This is a genomic window from Petroclostridium sp. X23 (assembly GCF_030013905.1).
Taxonomy (GTDB): Bacteria; Bacillota; Clostridia; order SK-Y3; family SK-Y3; genus X23.
Genome location: NZ_CP124862.1, coordinates 2,177,855 through 2,196,778 on the forward strand (window position 1 = coordinate 2,177,855; position 18,924 = coordinate 2,196,778).

Annotated in this window: 15 protein-coding genes; 5 read left to right on the forward strand and 10 right to left on the reverse strand. The window is 37.1% G+C overall.

The window, feature by feature from the left end; translation table 11 throughout:
• From QKW49_RS10385 to QKW49_RS10395, 3 genes are all read right to left on the reverse strand, one after another.
• Nucleotides 1–1,449 carry a potassium transporter TrkG gene (locus tag QKW49_RS10385; protein ID WP_282867470.1) on the reverse strand — a complete coding sequence of 483 codons (1,449 nt, stop codon included), beginning with the start codon at nucleotides 1,447–1,449 and terminating at the stop codon, nucleotides 1–3.
• Complete coding sequence (gene trkA, locus QKW49_RS10390; RefSeq protein ID WP_282867471.1) at nucleotides 1,400–2,806, reverse strand: Trk system potassium transporter TrkA; 1,407 nt, start codon at nucleotides 2,804–2,806, stop codon at nucleotides 1,400–1,402. Before trkA ends, QKW49_RS10385 begins: the two co-directional genes overlap by 50 nt.
• A gap of 588 nt (nucleotides 2,807–3,394) precedes the next feature.
• Nucleotides 3,395–3,667, reverse strand: coding sequence for a hypothetical protein (locus QKW49_RS10395; protein ID WP_282867472.1), 273 nt, complete (start codon nucleotides 3,665–3,667; stop codon nucleotides 3,395–3,397).
• 465 nt (nucleotides 3,668–4,132) lie between these two features.
• On the opposite strand from QKW49_RS10395, the gene QKW49_RS10400 reads away from it, so the two are divergent.
• On the forward strand, nucleotides 4,133–4,579 hold the full coding sequence (locus tag QKW49_RS10400) for a GNAT family N-acetyltransferase (RefSeq protein WP_282867473.1): 447 nt from the start codon (nucleotides 4,133–4,135) through the stop codon (nucleotides 4,577–4,579).
• 227 nt (nucleotides 4,580–4,806) lie between these two features.
• Here QKW49_RS10400 and QKW49_RS10405 read toward each other — a convergent pair whose 3' ends face one another.
• Nucleotides 4,807–6,273 (reverse strand): nicotinate phosphoribosyltransferase, encoded by a 1,467-nt coding sequence (locus QKW49_RS10405; protein WP_282867474.1) that lies wholly within the window; start codon nucleotides 6,271–6,273, stop codon nucleotides 4,807–4,809.
• A 231-nt stretch (nucleotides 6,274–6,504) separates the two neighbouring features.
• On the opposite strand from QKW49_RS10405, the gene QKW49_RS10410 reads away from it, so the two are divergent.
• Together QKW49_RS10410 and QKW49_RS10415 are read left to right on the forward strand one after the other, a co-directional pair.
• Nucleotides 6,505–7,497 (forward strand): S8 family peptidase, encoded by a 993-nt coding sequence (locus QKW49_RS10410; protein WP_282867475.1) that lies wholly within the window; start codon nucleotides 6,505–6,507, stop codon nucleotides 7,495–7,497.
• Between the two features lie 199 nt (nucleotides 7,498–7,696).
• The gene (locus QKW49_RS10415) at nucleotides 7,697–8,251 is read left to right on the forward strand and encodes an XRE family transcriptional regulator (RefSeq protein ID WP_282867476.1); all 555 of its coding nucleotides are present in this window, start codon (nucleotides 7,697–7,699) and stop codon (nucleotides 8,249–8,251) included.
• Nucleotides 8,252–8,274: 23 nt separating this feature from the next.
• On the opposite strand, the gene QKW49_RS10420 is transcribed toward QKW49_RS10415, so the two are convergent.
• Together QKW49_RS10420 and QKW49_RS10425 are read right to left on the reverse strand one after the other, a co-directional pair.
• Nucleotides 8,275–9,729, reverse strand: a complete 1,455-nt coding sequence (locus QKW49_RS10420) for an MDR family MFS transporter (RefSeq protein WP_282867477.1) — start codon at nucleotides 9,727–9,729, stop codon at nucleotides 8,275–8,277.
• A gap of 66 nt (nucleotides 9,730–9,795) precedes the next feature.
• Complete coding sequence (locus QKW49_RS10425; protein ID WP_282867478.1) at nucleotides 9,796–10,056, reverse strand: GIY-YIG nuclease family protein; 261 nt, start codon at nucleotides 10,054–10,056, stop codon at nucleotides 9,796–9,798.
• A gap of 670 nt (nucleotides 10,057–10,726) precedes the next feature.
• On the opposite strand from QKW49_RS10425, the gene QKW49_RS10430 reads away from it, so the two are divergent.
• Together QKW49_RS10430 and QKW49_RS10435 are read left to right on the forward strand one after the other, a co-directional pair.
• On the forward strand, nucleotides 10,727–11,065 hold the full coding sequence (locus QKW49_RS10430; RefSeq protein WP_282867479.1) for a hypothetical protein: 339 nt from the start codon (nucleotides 10,727–10,729) through the stop codon (nucleotides 11,063–11,065).
• Nucleotides 11,066–11,432: 367 nt separating this feature from the next.
• Nucleotides 11,433–12,794: a peptidoglycan DD-metalloendopeptidase family protein gene (locus tag QKW49_RS10435; RefSeq protein ID WP_282867480.1), complete on the forward strand. Its 1,362-nt coding sequence runs from the start codon at nucleotides 11,433–11,435 to the stop codon at nucleotides 12,792–12,794.
• A 227-nt stretch (nucleotides 12,795–13,021) separates the two neighbouring features.
• Here QKW49_RS10435 and QKW49_RS10440 read toward each other — a convergent pair whose 3' ends face one another.
• From QKW49_RS10440 to QKW49_RS10455, 4 genes are all read right to left on the reverse strand, one after another.
• On the reverse strand, nucleotides 13,022–13,594 hold the full coding sequence (locus QKW49_RS10440) for a methyltransferase domain-containing protein (protein WP_282867481.1): 573 nt from the start codon (nucleotides 13,592–13,594) through the stop codon (nucleotides 13,022–13,024).
• 184 nt (nucleotides 13,595–13,778) lie between these two features.
• Nucleotides 13,779–15,881 (reverse strand): EAL domain-containing protein, encoded by a 2,103-nt coding sequence (locus tag QKW49_RS10445; protein ID WP_282867482.1) that lies wholly within the window; start codon nucleotides 15,879–15,881, stop codon nucleotides 13,779–13,781.
• A gap of 624 nt (nucleotides 15,882–16,505) precedes the next feature.
• Complete coding sequence (locus QKW49_RS10450) at nucleotides 16,506–18,335, reverse strand: methyl-accepting chemotaxis protein (protein ID WP_282867483.1); 1,830 nt, start codon at nucleotides 18,333–18,335, stop codon at nucleotides 16,506–16,508.
• Between the two features lie 78 nt (nucleotides 18,336–18,413).
• Complete coding sequence (locus tag QKW49_RS10455) at nucleotides 18,414–18,908, reverse strand: chemotaxis protein CheW (RefSeq protein ID WP_282867484.1); 495 nt, start codon at nucleotides 18,906–18,908, stop codon at nucleotides 18,414–18,416.
• Nucleotides 18,909–18,924: the final 16 nt, after the last annotated feature.

Here is an 18,924-nt window from a genome sequence, read left to right on the forward strand (position 1 = left end):
CTAATTTGTTTTCCAGAATGAAGGTACCATCAATAATAGAATAGGATAGATCTCCAATCTTCCGATAATCATGCAAAGTGATAAAACAAGCTTACTCAAGATGGAAAACTCCGAGTAGTTCCCTGTTGCTCCTACCATCTCAAATCCGGGACCAATATTACCCATGGTCGCAGCTACAGATGACAATGTAGTCACCATATCCTTTCCATCCAATGATACGATAATCACCGCAACAGCAGATATTACCATGAACATGAAGAAGAACCCCAATACCTCGGATAAAGTGCTTTCTTCAATGTTTTTGCCGTTCACTCTAACAGAATAAACTGCTCTTGGATGAATAATCTGCATCAACTCTCTTTTCATAATCTTCAACAGCAGCAATATCCTTATTTGCTTTATGGAACCGCCGGTGGAACCTGCACAGCCACCGAAAAACATAAGAAAGAGCAAAATCATTTTACTCATGGTGGGCCATTGATTAAAGTCCACTGTAGCATATCCCGTTGTTGTAACTATGGATGCAACCTGAAAGGATGCCTGCCGTATAGATTCACCTATTGATTGATAAATGGTACCATTGATATTAAAGGTTATCAATATCATGCTGCCTAAAACAACAGCTATATACATCTTGAATTCCTGGTCTTTAAAAAAGCTCTTAATGTTCCCTTTTAATGCACTGTAATACAATGCGAAGTTCGCACCGCACATCAGCATGAAAACAGTAATAATTACTTCAAATACAACATTATTATATGCTCCTATACTTGCATTCTTGTTGGAAAACCCTCCCGTTCCTACCGTACCGAATGTATGGATAAAAGCATCATATAACGGCATGCCTGCCGCTACTAGAAAAATAACTTCTAAAACAGTAATACCGCCATATATACTATATAGTATTTTGGCAGTTTGTCCTACTTTTGGAACTAGTTTACCCGGGTTAGGTCCCGGACTTTCAGCGTTCATAATCTGCAAAGTATTCGCCCCTACCGTAGGAAGGATCGCCAAAGTCAACAGCAGTACACCCATTCCCCCTACCCAGTGGGTAAAACTTCTCCAAAATAAAATTCCCCTTGGAAGTCCCTCTATTTGAGTCAGTATACTGGCACCGGTAGTGGTAAATCCCGAGCTCGTTTCAAAGAAACTATCTACCAATGATGGAATCGCACCGCTAAATACAAAAGGAAGCGAACCAAAGAAAGATATCAAAAGCCATCCCAGGGCAACAATGGCAAAACCATCCCGGGCGTAAATGCTTTTAGATTTTGGTTTTATCAGCATTCCCAATATAGCGCCGATTACAACAATAATGAGAATAGTGGTTGCAAACGCGCCTGCATCACCATCCTCATATATCGCAGCTACGATTAAAGAGGGAAACATTGCAAAAGCTTCACAGATTAATAATATTCCCAAGCTTTTTAATACCATTGCGAAGTTCACTTTGTATTCCTCCCTTTGATGCACCAAATAATTCATTCAAGTTAGATATTCCCTGATGCTTTGTAATAATAATCACTCTATCGCCTTTCTTTAATACATCGTCACCATGAGGAATTACGACTTCATGTTTTCTTACAATGGTTGCAACAATTACATCTTTCGGGAGTTTCAAAGATTTTAGCGGAACTCCTATATAATGGTCATGTTCATTTGCTATAAACTCCACAATCTCAGCGTGCCCTTCTATAAATCTATAGAGGGATTCTACGTTTCTTCCTCTAATGTATTTCAAGATCTGGTTGGTCACAATAAGTTTCGGACTGATCACACTATCTAGCCCGATTTCTTTGACCAGATTAATATAATTTGTTCTGCTGATTTTTGTAATAACTTTTTTCACACCATTTTTCTTTGCTATGAGTGATGACAGAAGATTTTCTTCATCCATTCCGGTAATAGCCACAAAACCATCCATATTTTTCAAATTCTCGGATAGCAGTACTTGTTCTTCGGTACCATCACCATTAATAACAAGGGTATTAGGCAAAAGATCAGAAAGCTCTACACATCTATCCTTATTAATTTCGATGACCTTTACCTTCATACCTATTTCTGTCAGCAAGTTTGTAAGATAATAGGTAATTCTGCCTCCTCCTAGAATCATGATATTTTTGATCTTTTCAGGACTTTTCCCGCATATCTTACAAAATTGATATACACTGGACGGCTTGCCTATCACAAACACTTGATCATTTTCCATCAGTTTAAAATTCCCGTCAGGAACAATAACTTCCTCGCCTCTCACTACCGCTCCTATTAGGATTGAGGTAGGATAATTATTTCTGATATCCCTTAACCTCTGACCGGCAATGGACATACCGCTCTCCACTTTAATATTCACCATTCTAACTCTGCCTTTAGCAAAGCTCTCTAAATTTATTACTGAAGAAAAATGAAGCATACGGGCTATTTCTTCCGCAGCAGCTTGTTCCGGGTTAATGACAAGGTCCAAGCCCAACTCTTCCTTAAGAAGTAACAACTCCCGGGCATACTGCGGGTCCCTGATCCTCGCAATTGTCAAGCCTGCCCCAAGCTTCTTTCCGGTTAAACAGCACAGCATATTTACTTCATCGCTGCTTGTCACTGCAATGAGTAAATCTACTTTTTCCACCCCTGCTTCCATCAGTATATGGGTGCTTACACCATTGCCTTTAATACACATTACATCTAGTTCTTCTTCCGCCTTCTTTAATGCATCAGCGTCCTTATCGATAATTACAACGTTGTTGTTTTCTTCAGAAAGGCTTTCTGCAAGTTTATACCCTACTTTTCCTGAACCGATAATAATTATTCTCATACATTTCTCCCCTAGAAATCTTCATAATTTAACGATAAACTATTATCCCATGCATTCCCAAATGCACACTTGATTGTTTTTACAGCATATACATCATTTGTAAAAACGCCACATTCGAAGTTGAAATTAAGACTGTCCTTCTTACGGAATTTATGTGAAAACGACACAATAAAAGCATATTCACCTACAATTAATAAACTTTTATTGAAGTCATTGTGTATTCTAATTTTTATATATTTAAACATTATACCACGGAACATATTACATATAAAAAGTGAACTACGTTAAAAAATGCTCAATATATAGCGTAGTCATTGATTATGTTAGATATCTTCATACTTGTTTCATTATTCGCCATTTATCTTTATATTGTATGTGTTTCACCATTTTATTTTGTATTATTGCATTATTTTGAGTTAATTCTTTTTATTTCTCATTATATCTATAATATTTATTCCTATTATTATGGTATGCACAAAATAGATATCCTTGATTGATTACTTAAAAGTAATTTCTAAATTATAATAAGTAAAGCAGCCCCGGATTAATATTTAATAGTTCATCCGAGGCTGCTTTGCTTATTATAATCTAATGTAAGACCTCTACCGTATCATATCCATTTTCATTAACAAGTTCAATAAGCCCTTCTTCTTCCAGCTTGCGCATCACCCTGTTAAGTTCATCCTCTTTAAGTCCTGTGAGCTCAATGACTTTGTCCAACTCAAAAGCATTATCTATAGTAAAACGGTGAATAACGATATAAGTAAATTTCTCCATAGGTGTTAATTTTTTGTTATCTATTAGCTCAGTGTGAATAAGCAGTGCTTCATCCAATGGATGGGTTTGTGTATCCAATATCATATATTTCTCTCCTTTTAATTTATTAAGTAGTCTATCTGTTATTATGTTTTCCTGTATCAGCAAAAATTATAACGAGGCGAAAAGATGTCCTCTCTATAGAAGGCGGGCACCGAATAAATTAAACAGGCAGCGAGCATATCTCCCGCCTCGTTGAAACGGTGTGTAGTAATTGCTTACGCAATTACTTCCGTTGTTATAAACGTGTTTTACTCCGATTGATTGATTCGTCATATTGAAATGTCCAATACTTTTGTATATACTATGTATAAGTTTTTATAAGAAACAGTGAAATAATAAATTCCGAAATTTTCAACGGGGGATTTTTGCGTAAGGCTAGGCGGAGACCTTTGGCAATACTGACGTATGGCAAAGGTTGACAACGACGCATGACACAAAAATAACCGTTGAAAAATCGGAAGTTATTATTTTGCTGTTCCTAAATACAATAAAAAGGCGGGAAATACGATGATTACAACAAAATGGCTAACAGGTGAACAAGATTTATCACATCCTTATTACATAAGGACTGAAGTGTTTATTAAAGAACAACATGTTCCTCAGAACATCGAAATAGACCAGTTGGATAAAACAGCACATCATGTCGTCGTATATGAAAAAAATACTCCTGTTGCAACCGGACGGCTGGTTATTGCCAACCAACAATATCTGCTGGGACGGATTGCGGTATTGAAAGAACATAGAGGAAAAAAACTTGGTGACTTGGTCGTTCGTATGCTAATACGAAAAGCTTTTGATTTGGGCGCGCAAGAAGTTCACATTCATGCTCAGACACAAGCACAAGCGTTTTATGAAAAGTTAGGTTTTATCCCCTATGGAAAAATATATACAGAAGCAGGTATAGCGCATATTAATATGGTAAAAAAAGAAGATGTGAAAGGAAACTGCTGTTAAGAGGCAGGGAGCATCCTGCCTCCTGCAGTTAGTTAACCGGAAGGCTATAAACAAACCGGGTAGTAGTATCGCAAATATGCTTAATATTTCAGGAATATGACAAAGGGCATGGCCGCAGTCCCTCCAAAACCATTCGGAGCAGCAGACCGATCCCCAGTCACATTCCTTCTGTGTGCTAAAACCAACTCAATAGCAATCCGGAAGATACCTTTCTTCCTACAAAGCCATTACAACAGTTTAGCTGCCTGTTCTTCAAGAAGTTTCTGTTTTACAGTCCATAATGGCCTTGATAAATCCACATAATATTCATGAGGATTTTCAAATCTTAACACTTCCTCCCAAAGCGCGCTAATTTGTTGATCACAATAATCTCTGATATCATCCAAATCCGGACTGTTATATATACATTTCCCTTTTTCGAATATCTGCACCAGAAGCTCTTTCGCATAAAAATTATAGATTGTCTTTCTCTTCCAAGTATGTTCAGGGTCAAATATCTCGTAGGGCTTACTTTCATCTATTACTTCATCGGCTAGCGCAATGACATCGGCAATCGCTTTGCCCGTATACCGATTAAACAACCTATAAACAGTTTTAAAAGAAGGATTGGTGATTTTTTCTACATTCTCACTCAACTTTATTTTAGGTATGATTCCACCATTTTCTTCAACGGCAACAAGCTTGTACACTCCTCCAAAAACCGGTTCGGATTTTGAAGTAATCAATCTTTCTCCTACCCCGAACATATCAACTTTAGCCCCTTGTATGAGGATATCCCGAATGATATACTCGTCCAAAGCATTGGATGCGACAATGCTGCAGTCGTGCAATCCTGCCTCATCCAACATTTTTCTTGCTTCTTTCGATAAATAGGTGATATCACCGCTATCAATTCTAATTCCTTTTAATCTATAACCCTTTGGCTCCAATTCTTCTTTAGCGGTTTTTATTGCATTAGGTATGCCCAACTTCAAAACATTGTAAGTATCTACCAGCAGCACACAGTTGCCGGGATAAATCTTTGCATATGCTTTGAAAGCTTCAAGCTCGGACGAAAACAACTGTACCCAGCTATGCGCCATGGTGCCTACAGCCGGCACTTCAAAATCCCTATCGGCGATAGTGCATGCAGTCCCTTTGCATCCACCGATATAAGAAGCTCTGGCACCCAGAATAGCAGCATTATATCCTTGCGCTCTTCTGGAACCGAATTCCAATACCGGTCTGCCCTGCGCTGCTCTTACGATTCTGTTGGCTTTTGTCGCAATTAAGCTTTGATGATTAATAGTCAATAATACCATTGTTTCTATAAATTGAGCTTCAATAATAGGTCCTCGAACCGCTACAATAGGTTCATTAGGAAATATAGGCGTGCCTTCCGGAACAGCCCATACATCACAAGTAAATTTAAAATTTCTAAGATATTCAAGAAATTGTGTACTAAATATTTTCTTATTCTTTAGATATTCAATATCTTCATCACTAAATTCAAGACTTTCTATGTACTCAATGAGTTGTCTTACTCCTGCCATAATGGCAAAACCGCCACTATCAGGAACTTTTCTGAAAAACATATCAAAATATGCAATCTTATCTTTAAAACCATGCTCAAAATATCCGTTTGCCATTGTAAGTTCATAAAAATCTGCAAGCATTGTTAGATTTATCTTCTCTTTCCACTCTATATTTTCCATAGATTCTACCTCCATATTTACTGATATATAGTGTACACTACATTTTTAATATATTCAAGAAAAACAACATCTTCGCAGTTAAATCCATTCGTGCTTATTCTACATCCTCATTAAATATGTGTGTCAAAATTTACATAATATTCATATCATGTATTATAATAATTATCTTTATGCGCTTGTAACACTTAACTGACGGCATTTTAACATAATTATATTATAGGGGTGATTTGTATGAGATTTAAATTGGGCAAGTTTGACGTAGTTGATGTGAGAACTTCTCAGAGCAGCGAAGTGATTGATTACGGTGTAAAAATGATAGGTGCACCTCTGGAATGGTACGAAACCATGGGTAAAGGAATAAAAGTAGGGATCATTGATACCGGAATTGATGTTAAACATGAAGATTTACAAGGAAGGATAAAAGAGTATGCTAACTTTACGTCTTCCGACCGACAAAATGTAATAGACGACAACGGACATGGTACCCATGTAGCAGGTATTATTGCCGCAGAAAAAAACAACATTGGCGTTGTAGGTGTGGCGCCACAAGCTGATCTATATATTGCTAAAGCATTTGACTCGAAAGGTTCTGCCGATTTCGGTGCAGTTTCGAGAAGTCTGATGTGGATGGCGGAACGCAACGTCGATGTAGTCAACATGTCATTTTCTTCTCAAACAGTTAACAAGCAATATTATCGACTTGTCTCACAATTATACCAAAGCGGTATTACGCTCGTTTGCGCAGCGGGAAATGAGGGATTGAGCCAAGAGGGCAACACAAACACTATAGGGTATCCGGCTGGATTCGATCAGACCATCGCAGTAACAGCAGTAGATATTTATAAAAAGAGAGCTGATTTCAGCTCAGTAGGAACTGCCGCTGAAATTGCTGCAGCAGGAGTGGATATTTATTCTTGTTATAAGGATAACAGCTATGCCACACTGAGTGGTACCTCCATGGCAGCTCCTTCTATTACCGGCGCAGTCGCGCTTCTGCAAGCAAAAGCATTAAAAAAACAAGGTAAAAAACTTAAACCGGAAGAAATAAGAACCATGCTGCACATGTATTCTGAAGACCTGGGTGAAGCCGGTAGGGACAAAGAATATGGATATGGTGTATTCTCTTTTGGCAGAATCCGTCAAGATGACGATGTCAATCACCATGAAAATACACCTGAGCCCGGCAAAAAGCCGTCCCGTCCAAAAAGTCTTTTCAGAAGATAGTAATGATAAATCATATAAACCCACATAAACATACCATCGTGTATGCTTATGTGGGTTTTTTATCTATAGTAACATATTAAACCGCTAAATATATACTATACGCTTATAAATTCAATATGCTATAATATACATCAAGTACTTTATAGCGCATTGTCGTTTCTATACTAAATTTTGATATACAAGCTGGGAGGGTGTTTTTTTGGAGAACCTAAATTCAATTATTGCTGTCAATTTAAAATGTATACGTGATAAAAGAAAATTAAGCTTAGATAAGGTAGCCGAATTGACAGGTGTGAGTAAAAGCATGCTGGGACAGATTGAAAGGCAAGAATCCAATCCTACCATTACTACATTATGGAAGATTGCAAATGGTCTTAAAATATCATTTACTTCATTATTAAATTATCCTCAACAAGATACTGTCATTGTCACAAAAAATGACGTAAACGGATTAACTGAGGATAACGGAAAATACTGCGTTTATCCTCTCTTTCCGTATGAAGACGGCAGAAGGTTTGAAATATATTCTGCAGAAATAAAAAAAGGCGGCTATCTAAGCTCTGAACCTCACGGGGAAGAAACCCAAGAATTCATAACTGTTTTCAAAGGTGAACTAACCATTCGATTCGGTAGAGAAGAATATACTGTAAAAGAAGGTGATTCTATACGGTTTAAGGCCGATAAACCTCATGCCTACCATAATTCCGGTGATAAACTTACAACGATCAGTATGATTATATACTATCCAGAATAAGCATACCAAAATATATTATAGAATTAAGATCTGCTCTCGGGCAACGCCGAAGGAATCTTGATAGATAATCCCAAACAAATCATAGAGATAATAATCAATAAAACAAATATTGTATGAATTCCGGAAAATACTGATATTCGAACTTGCTCAGCAGATATCTGCTCATTTAAACCCGATGCAGAATAAATCTTACTTGGGTCTATTCCAAAAATTCCTATGCCGTTAAAATATCGGATAATACTGGAATTCAGTATACTGCCAAAAACGCTCACTCCTATTGTTTGCCCTAAAGTACGCACAAGTGAATTAGTTGCGGTTGCTATCCCTCTTTTCTTAAAGCCTACAGAAGATTGTACGATCATTGTCAGCATTGTAAAACATCCGCCAAAACCAAAACCCATAACAAAAACATAGATAACCACTAAGATTAATGAAGAGTGAATATTTACAGTAATCAAAAGTACATTGCTTAATACAAGAATGCCGGTAAATACGATCATGATCATTCTTTCCCGGTACTTTGATATGGCCTTTGATAAAATAAAGGCAGATAAAAGCCAACTGATGGACATAGGCGCCATCGTTAAACCGGATATTGTAGCATTAAAACCTAAAACATTTTGTATATATATAGCCATATAAACTTCGACCCCCATTAAAACAGCTGAAGCCAGAAAACTGATAACGTTAATCACTGTACTGGTTGTGGTAAATATATCAAAAGGCATGATCGGCTCTTCAATTCTGTTCTCAATAAGATAAAAAACCACGAGAGAAACAGCCATAATGATAAAGGACAATGTTACAGCAGGCGAAAACCATTGATTGCTCTGACCGCCTATCAAAACACCATATAAAAAAGATATAATGGCAATAGTTAGTACCACGGTACCCAGATAATCCACCTTGTGTTTCTTCTTTTCAAATTGTTCATGAAGATTTTTTTTCAGAAGAATAACTGATAGTATGCCGAAAGGTATATTGATAAAGAAAATCCAGTGCCATGAAAGATAATCTATAAAATATCCTCCTATGAAAGGTCCCGCCAAACTGGCGATCCCCCATACTGAGCTAAGCCATCCTTGAACCTTTGCGCGTTGCTCTACATTAAAAATATCACCAATAACAGCAAAAGTAAGAGGTAATATTGATCCTGCACCTATCCCCTGTACCGCTCGGAAAGCGATAAGCTGATACATATTCTGAGATATCCCGCACAGTAAGCTGCCCATCAAGAAAATGATAATTCCAACAAAAAGGGTATTCTTCCTTCCATACATATCCGCTAATTTTCCATATATAGGAGTGAAAATAGCTGATGTAAATAAATATGAAGAAAAAACCCAACTTATTAACTCAAATCCTTTTAGATCTCTTGCTATGGTTGGCATCGCTGTTGTTACAACTGTTCCTTCAAAAGCCGCTAGGAACATTGATACCATAATTGCAATAACAATACCTCTCTTTTTTAATTCCATGATGTACCAACCTTCCCGATCATCCAAATAATCATACTATATTATAGCGCAATAGATATGATTTTATCATTTAATAGGCAAGTTGCCAAGTTTTGAGAAAAGCTTCAGCTTCTCTTTTCTGGATAATTGTTTTATTTCATACTCCCTTTTAGTCGCTTCTTGTTTTGTAGTGTACTCTTCAAAATATACCAATTTCACCGGATATCTTGAACGCGTATACTTCGCTCCTTTACCTTGGTTGTGCTCACTGATTCTTCTGTGAATATCTGTTGTCCATCCCGTATAGAGCGTTTTATCAATACATTCGATAATATAAACATAGTTCATATCTTCCAACCTTTTCTACAATTGATTATCTCTGCTTTTAATATTTTGTAGGGGTGGACGACCCTGTCCACCCGATGTACTATTGCATTATCCACGGGCAGACAGAGTCGTCCGCCCCTACAGAAACTTGATTGATAGTATATTATATAACCTAAAGATTTTCAAGTTGAATAGTGTTAATTGGTATTTAGGACTACAAATAGGACCAAAATCCGACAATAGCACTATCCCAATGTAAAAATTAGTATGTTATAGTAAAATTATAGAATAAAAACGGAGTTGACAAATATGTTAATAATCGTGATAGCTATCCTCGTTTTTATAGCTCTAGATATAAACTTTGATGATAAAGATTCAATAGATATGCGGCATCATAAGATATCCTGATGATATGTTATGATGCCGCTTTTTTATGGTACTTATCGCTCGAAAATCGGACATGGGCGGGGCCCAGGGCCGCAGTCCGGCCAAAAACCAGGCCTGACACCAGACCAGTCCCCATGTCCGATTTTCTCTATGTGCTAAATTCGATTTTTTCACATCCTCCTATAGAAATTTTCAGAAAAATTATACGCATCTTTGTTACCAAACTTCCATAAGCTGCATACAATGGATAGTAATTACATGCAATCACAAAAAGAAAGGTAATAAAATGAAAAGAGGTGATCCTATGCGATATCGAAATGATTATCCAATTGACCCAAGATTAAAAAGATACTTTGAAACAATTGCACCAGATATGAACGCATCAGCTGAAAACAAAAATGAAGAATATACTGAGCAGCCTGAAAACATAACTGCTGAGCCTGAGATTGTTGTTCCTACAAAACCCGCAGCTTCCGAGCAGATACATACAAGCACTGATAGCGATATTGAACAAGAACAGCCTATCCAATCGGAGATTGCTAAAGCTGCTTCGAGTTCTTTTAGCTCTTATAATCCTTTTGGAGGCTTTGAAGCTGTCATCATTATTGCATTGTTTTTTATATTTTTCTTTAGAAAATATTAACACTTATGAACATATTATAACAGGGTATACCTCCTATTTTGCGGGTATACCTTCTTTTATTGGCTGAAGTTAAGAGTAGAAGCATACCATTGAATTTCTGAAAAATTGTAAATAATCTTAAATATTTTTAATAGTTTCGTAATACTATTTAACACTTTTGTAATATTTAAAGCATTTCAAAGAAAACTTTCAAATTCTTCTTCTAATGTATTGTAATCTGCCATTATCCATTTAGACACCCTCGTTTGCATGTGGTAAACTTAGCATGTTTAAATAAAATTATTGTGAAACTCTATGCGTTAATGTTGTACATAGATTCAAAAATCCGATTAAAGATAAGACTTGCATGGAGCAAAGGAGTAACAGCATGATAAACATTGCAGACAAACTAAAAAAACACAAATTCATTATTCCGGCTATTGCATTTATGCTGACCACATCAACAGCAAGCGGTATCGTCCTTTCCAATACGGCTTATGCGATAAAGGTAGATGAACAAGTAGTAGGCGTAGTTAAGCATAAAACAGATGCCTACCAAATCATCGAGGAGATAAAAGGAAAATACCAAAATCAGTTTGACGGTAAAATTATCATTCCTGAGAAAATTACTGATGAGCGGGTTTTTACTTTCACTTTTAAAAATAAAGTTTCATCAATAGACGAAATACGGACTGAACTGGAAAAAAGCATCCAAATTTATGCGGAAGCATACGCACTGAGTGTCGACGGAAAAGACCTGGTGTTTGTTAAGGATGAGCAATCGGCTCAAACTATTTTACAGAGAATAAAGGATGAATTCTCTAAAGAAGTAAATCCCGATGCTGTAAAAGAGTTAGATTTTGTTGAGAAAGTTGACATTACAAAAAAGGATGTCCCTATTGATAAAATAGCTGACACAGAAGCCGCCTTTACACATATCACTGCTGGAGAAAACAAAGCTGAAGAATACATTGTTAAAGATGGAGATACTATTTGGGATATCGCCGTTAGTCATCATATAGATGTTGAAGACATACAAAAGCTTAATCCTCATCTTGACATAGCCCGGCTGCAAATCGACCAAAAAATCACGTTAGTTGCCGCAAAACCCTTTATTAATGTTAAGTCGGTGGAAACAGTTACATATGAAGAAAAAATCCCTTATGACATAAAGTATGAGGAATCGGCCTCTCTGTACCTAGGAGATAAGAAGGTAAAAACCAACGGCGCAGACGGTAAAAAGAAAATAGTAGCAGAAGTTGTGAAGATCAACGGCACGGAAATAAGTAAAAATATACTTGAAGATACTGTGTTGCAGCAGGCTCAAACAGAAATTATCCTGAAAGGCACCAAAAAGAGACCTCTTACTATGGCGTATGGTACTTTTAGGAATCCTGCTACCGGTATACTCACCTCCCGTTTCGGTTCCCGGTGGGGCAGTCAACATACCGGCATTGATATTGCCGGGGCCATCGGAACGCCGGTTACAGCAGCCGATGGAGGTAAAGCTATTTTTGCCGGTGCCAGCGGCAGCGGATACGGCAACCTGATCATTATTGATCATGGTAACGGGTATCAAACATATTATGCACATTTGAATACCATAAAAATCAAAAAAGGTGATAGTGTATATAAAGGACAGAACATTGCGACCGTAGGCGCTACCGGCAAGGTCACCGGACCCCACCTGCACTTTGAAGTAAGAAAGAACGGCAGCCCGATAGATCCGTTGCAGTATGTATCCTATTAATTGACCTGACTCTATTTAACTTATAGATAAGCAATTTAATATTTAAAAATTACCAAGTTATATATCTTATAAATTTTCGTAGGGGCGGACGACCCTGTCCACCCGCAAATACTGCAATAATGCATCGGGCCGACAGAGTCGTCCGCCCCTACAAACAGTCATTTAATTTGCCTCTAGGGTAGACCATATCTCTCCCCCTAGAGGCAAAGCTATCCAACTCCAAAAACTTATTTTTCAGCAATCACCGCATAAAAGTATGCCCCGACTTCTTGATATGTCATATTGTTCAAACCTATATGCTTCAAAGCACCGTACACCTCTTCTTTCGACAATCTATGCTCTAAAGGAGGCCCATAATCCGTATTTTCTTTTTTCCATTCTACAATGACTAATTTACCGCAATCCGTTAATATCCGCTTAACTTCCGTTAGAAACAGCTTCATATCCTGCGTTTCGTGAAGCACATTACAGATAAAAGCATAACTGACAGAATTATCGTCAACTTTCAGATCGTTTTCTTCGGTAACAATTGCTTTAATATTTGATATGTTATTGTTCTCTGCCTTTCGTTCCAATTCTTCAATCATCTCTAAAGAAATATCCATAGCAAATACCTTGCCTGATTCTCCTACTATTTGTGCCGCGGGTATAGAAAAATATCCAATCCCGCAGCCGATATCAGCTATAGTATCTCCCTCCTGCAATCTTAATTCTTTAAGGGCTTTATGCGGCGGAAGAATTTCTCTTCTTTTCTCATTATCCAGTTTATGCTTATTCCGAACATCAAACTTATGTGCCATTACTATATCCTCCCTATCGTGCATATGCTGCTGTTAGTCATTTAGTATTCTTACCCCATAACCTCTGCTTAATAACAAAAAATAAACTTAGCTTAAAAGATAAAAATAATACATTTTAATCATACCACTGAATAGCATAACCGTTTTTTATATAGGCAATATTATCAATCATTGGTTAGATATATTACCATATATACTTCCAATCCGCTGCCAACATTTTTTCAAGTTCTTCCGCCGGAACAGGCTTGCAGAATAAGTACCCCTGCCCTATGTCACAACCGTATTCTTTCAATAAATTTAATTGTTCTACAGTCTCTATGCCTTCCGCAACTATCATAATATTGAGCACATGCGCTAGCTGAATAATAGATTGAATAATGAATTGAGACTCATGTTCATGTTCAAAGTTTTTTATAAACTCACGATCCATTTTCACAATATCAATAGGCAATTTTTTTAAATATGTAAGGGATGAATAACCTGTTCCAAAATCATCCATTACAATTTTAAGACCCCTACTTCTCAACTGTTTAAGCTCTTGGATCGCAACATCCATATCATTCATGACAGCAGTTTCGGTAACTTCCAAATGAACATTGCAGCAGCTCATATTCAGATTAGCAAATGCTTCTCCAATCTGTGTAACAATATTTCCTTTTGTCAATTGCCTACTCGATAGATTAATGGACATTTGTATATTGGAATATCCTTTTTTACTCCATTCCTTTTTCTGCTTACATGCAGTCTTAAATACCCATTTTCCGATTTGGTGAATATGTCCTGTTTCTTCTGCTAACGGAATAAATTCCGCAGGCGGAATAAATCCTTTTTGCGGATGAATCCATCGTATTAACGCTTCAACACCTATTAATGTACCCGTTTCCAAATCAATCAGAGGCTGATAGTACAGGGCAAACTCATCATTATCAATAGCATACCGGAGTTGATTTATCATCTGAATATAGTGCAATGTTTTTTCTTCCATCTTTTTAGAGTAAAATGAGTATCCATCTTTCCCACTATCTTTCACCGCAAACATCGCTGCATCGGCATTTTTAAATAATGTAGTTAAATCAGTGCCATGATCAGGATATACAGTCACCCCTACACTGGCAGAAACAAAAAATTCCTGCTCTTGCAGTATCCAAGGCTTTTTTAAGAGATTAAGCAGGAACTCCACTTTTTCTGCGGCCTCTCCATTATCTGAAATATCGTTCAACAAAATCGCGAACTCATCTCCGCCTAGTCGTACAACTAAGTTAGGACTCTTAATATGGCATTTCAATATATTAGCGATATCTTTTATTAAAACATTTCCTGATGAATGGCCTACAGTATCGTTAATATGCTTAAAATTATCTATATCTAAATAGATTAGAGCAAATTTAGATTTGTTCTCTTGTTGATCTTTTAATATTCTGCTCATTTCCTGCTCCATGAAAACTCGATTCGGCAATCCTGTTAATGTGTCATAGTAAGCCAATGTATGCAGTTTGTGTTCCATCACTTTGTGTTCAGTCATATCCGTATGTGAGCCGGCAACCCTAATCGCCTTTCCGTCTTTATCCCATACTGCCTTTCCTCGGCTTAAAATCCATCGATAGCTCCCATTTTTGCAGCGAAGACGATACGTATTCTGATAGATACCTTTTTGCCTCGAAAGATATTCCTCAATCTTTTGTACGGCTGAATCCCTGTCATCAGGATGAAGCAACTCTTTCCATCCTTCTAAGGTATTTTCTAATTCTTGATCCTCATAGCCGAAAGTACTTTTCCATTTTATAGAGAAATAATAATTGCCGTTCGTGAGGTCCCAATCCCAAATACCGTCATTTGCTCCTTCAACTACTAATCTATATCGCTGATCACTTACCATTAATGCATTACGATGTTTCTCCACTTCATTAAACTGCTCTCTTAATTCTTCTTCTATAGCTACCAGTTCTTCATGCGTTGCAGCTACTTCTTCATATCCTTCATAGACCTTGTTGATTGCGTTCATGAACAATGACATACGATTGCGAATAAGAATATACACCATAACCATCGTGGTTGTCACATAAAACCACCCTTTATAGGTCTGAACTTGTCTTAATAACGCAGGATCATGAACAATCTTTTCCGCTATCCTATCGGATAATAAAACCCATAATAAACCTATAATTCCATATATAATGGATATTCTCAGCGCTTCAAACCTTGGATTGATCAAGTCCTTCGACTCTAAAAAATCGTTTAAGTGATCTTTTTTATCTCTTTTGGCAAACCTTTTTGATATATCCCTCATATATATCCTCACTTTTCAACTAAGCCCTGAATATTCAGTCAAACTTCTCTTGTAGCCCATTTTCCTAAGTTTATAGTTTTCGTACTTTATCGGCAACTAATATTATATAACATATATTATGTCGAATAATATCAAATCTTGCCGGTAATGTGTCATTTCGGTGAGTTGTTGCGCATGGAATCCTCTTTTTTTGCTTTGTCCATAGCACTTTTAGAATACTTATTTATTTTTACACAGGTTTTATCTATTTGAAACAATAAAATTTTTTATTTCTTTTATCAAGTGATATAATCTCTATTTAAGATAACTGTGTTAACTTCTAAGCGTATTCAAGTTCCTTCTTTACTTTTTGGTCGTAAATGGTACAATAATAATTAGAAATTAATAACATTTTAGACTGGAAGTGTATTATGTCAGATAGGGAACTCCACGTATATAAAACATTAGAACAGCTACATATACCTTATAAAAAAAAGAAACATGCACCTGCATATACATTTTATGACTAGATTTTTATCCTTTACAAGGCATGAACCTATTTTTGTTACTATATAAAAAGAAAGGAAGAACCTTTCGGTTCTCCTAAATCTACCTCTATATTCTTCAAATACTCACCCTCATCTATCAAGAATATTTCCCAAATTCCTTATCACTCAACGTGATTTTTGACTTTGAGATAGCAGCTTCGCCATAAGCTTCTTCCGCAATATTCCCAACACCTTTTCTCTTTTCAGCCATACTCTCCAGCATTTTTGCCATTTCCGGATCTATATCTTCCAGCTTATTGTAAGATTGACTGGTTTTTCTCAATTTAAATCTGCTGACCATCTCTCTTAATAATGCCGCCTGACCGGAAAGCTCCTCACTTGCAGCTGCACTTTCTTCAGATGTAGACGAATTAGTCTGTACAACCTGTGATATCTGCATCACTCCCTGGTTAATCTGTGCAATCCCGGAAGCTTGTTCATTAGAAGCAACGGCAATATCATTTACAAGCGTGGCTACTCTTTCAATACTACCGACAATTTTATTAAGCGCTTCCGCAGTCTCTCTGGCAATCTTTGTGCCGCCTTCAACTTTTTTAATAGATCCTTCAATCATATCTGTTGTTTCTTTTGCAGCATTTGCTGAACGTGCAGCAAGATTTCTTACTTCCTCTGCCACTACAGCAAAGCCTTTCCCGTGTTGTCCTGCCCTTGCGGCTTCAACAGCAGCATTTAGTGCAAGGATATTGGTTTGGAATGCTATCTCATCAATCACCTTTATAATCTTGGATATATTGGAAGAAGCATCATTTATCTCTTCCATCGCATTGAGCATTTGTCCCATTTGCTGGTTGCCCAGCACTGCGTTAGACTTAGCGCTTTCAGCCAGTCCATTGGCTTGATCGGCGTTCTCTGCATTTAGCTTTGTTTGGGATGATATCTCTTCAAGCGAAGCGGTCAACTCTTCGATTGTACTTGCCTGCTCAGTTGCCCCTTGCGAAAGAGCAATACTAGAATCAGATACTTGTTTCGCTCCCCCTGCTACTTGTTCGGAAGCACTGCTGATGTCCGTCAGAACTTGATTATTCTTCCTCACCATTTCAGATAATTTTTTACCAAGCAAATCATTGTCCGATTTTACAGCAACTTCTACCGTCAGATCTCCGGCAGCTATTCTTTCAGCAGCCATTGCCTGCCCCCGGATATTTTCAATCATTCTTCCAAATGCCTGCATGAGATTGCCGATTTCATCTTTCGTTGTTGCTTCAACTTTAACAGTAACGTCCCCCAGCGCAAGCTTATCAGCCACATCTATAAGTTTATTTACAGGTCTTACAATGCTGCCGGTAATGATTAGGCTTGCTCCTATACATATTATGATTGCAATGGCTATTATAACTATTAATATGCTTCGCGTGCTAGAATAAACTGCGTTTGCATCCTTACTTGATTCACCTGCACCATCCTGATTAAATTCTACAAGTTCAACCGCTAAACTTGATGCATCATCAAATACTTTTTTTGATTCACCATTCAATAAACTCATTGCCTCCTGGGTCTTAAGTGCGCGACTTAATGGCAAAAACTCTTCATGAATTTGCAAGTATTTATCCCATTCTGATCTTATTGAGCTAATGATCTTTTGGTCTACTTCATTAGTGATGACCGTATCGTATCCTTCTATATGTTTTTTAATTTCATTATTGATTAAATCCATCTCTTTTTCCAACTCATTCATTTGCTCAGGCGTTTCAGCTATCACGTGTTCAAGCTCCTTAATTCTGAAATCGGAGGTTGCGGTATTTATAGAATGTGCATAATTTACGCTGGGCAGCCAGTTTTCAGCGATCTGAACAGTTTGGTTATTAACAGTGCCCAATGAGGTGGTCGCATATATGCCTAAAGTGACAAAAATTACGGTTAAAATGCCAAAACCTAAAAACAGCCTTGCTTTTATTGTGAATTTCATTTTGAAAGCCCCCTTATTTTTTATCTTGTGCTTGGACAAATATAAGATATTGAACTTTTTCTAAAATGATAAACCTTGCTAAGATATCTCAATTAGGGTTTCAGCTTCATCGTCAGTAAGCAGCTTTTCGCAATCAAGCAGCAGTTTTACGTCATTTCCTACTTTCCCAATCCTTTTGATGTATCTATTGTTAAAACCTTTGTTCATTTGGGGAGGTTCTACAATATCTTGCTCCGGAATAACAAGCACTTCCGAAACACTATCCACAATAAGTCCTATCGATATGTCTTTAATATCTATTACAATGATGCAAGTCCTGTCGTTATACTCTCTGAACGGCTTTTTAAATCTCAGCCTGATATCCATCACGGGGATAATCTTTCCTCTTAAATTGATGATGCCTTTAATATATTCGGGAAGCTCAGGTATCTCTGTTATAGACTGGATTCCGATAATTTCCGTAACATATTTTATTTCTATACCATAACTTTCCTTATCCAGTGAGAAAGTTAGGAACCTGCCTGTCTGGGTATCCTCTTCCATTTCTATGATATTTCCCATTCCTTCAGACATATTTTCATCTCCCTTC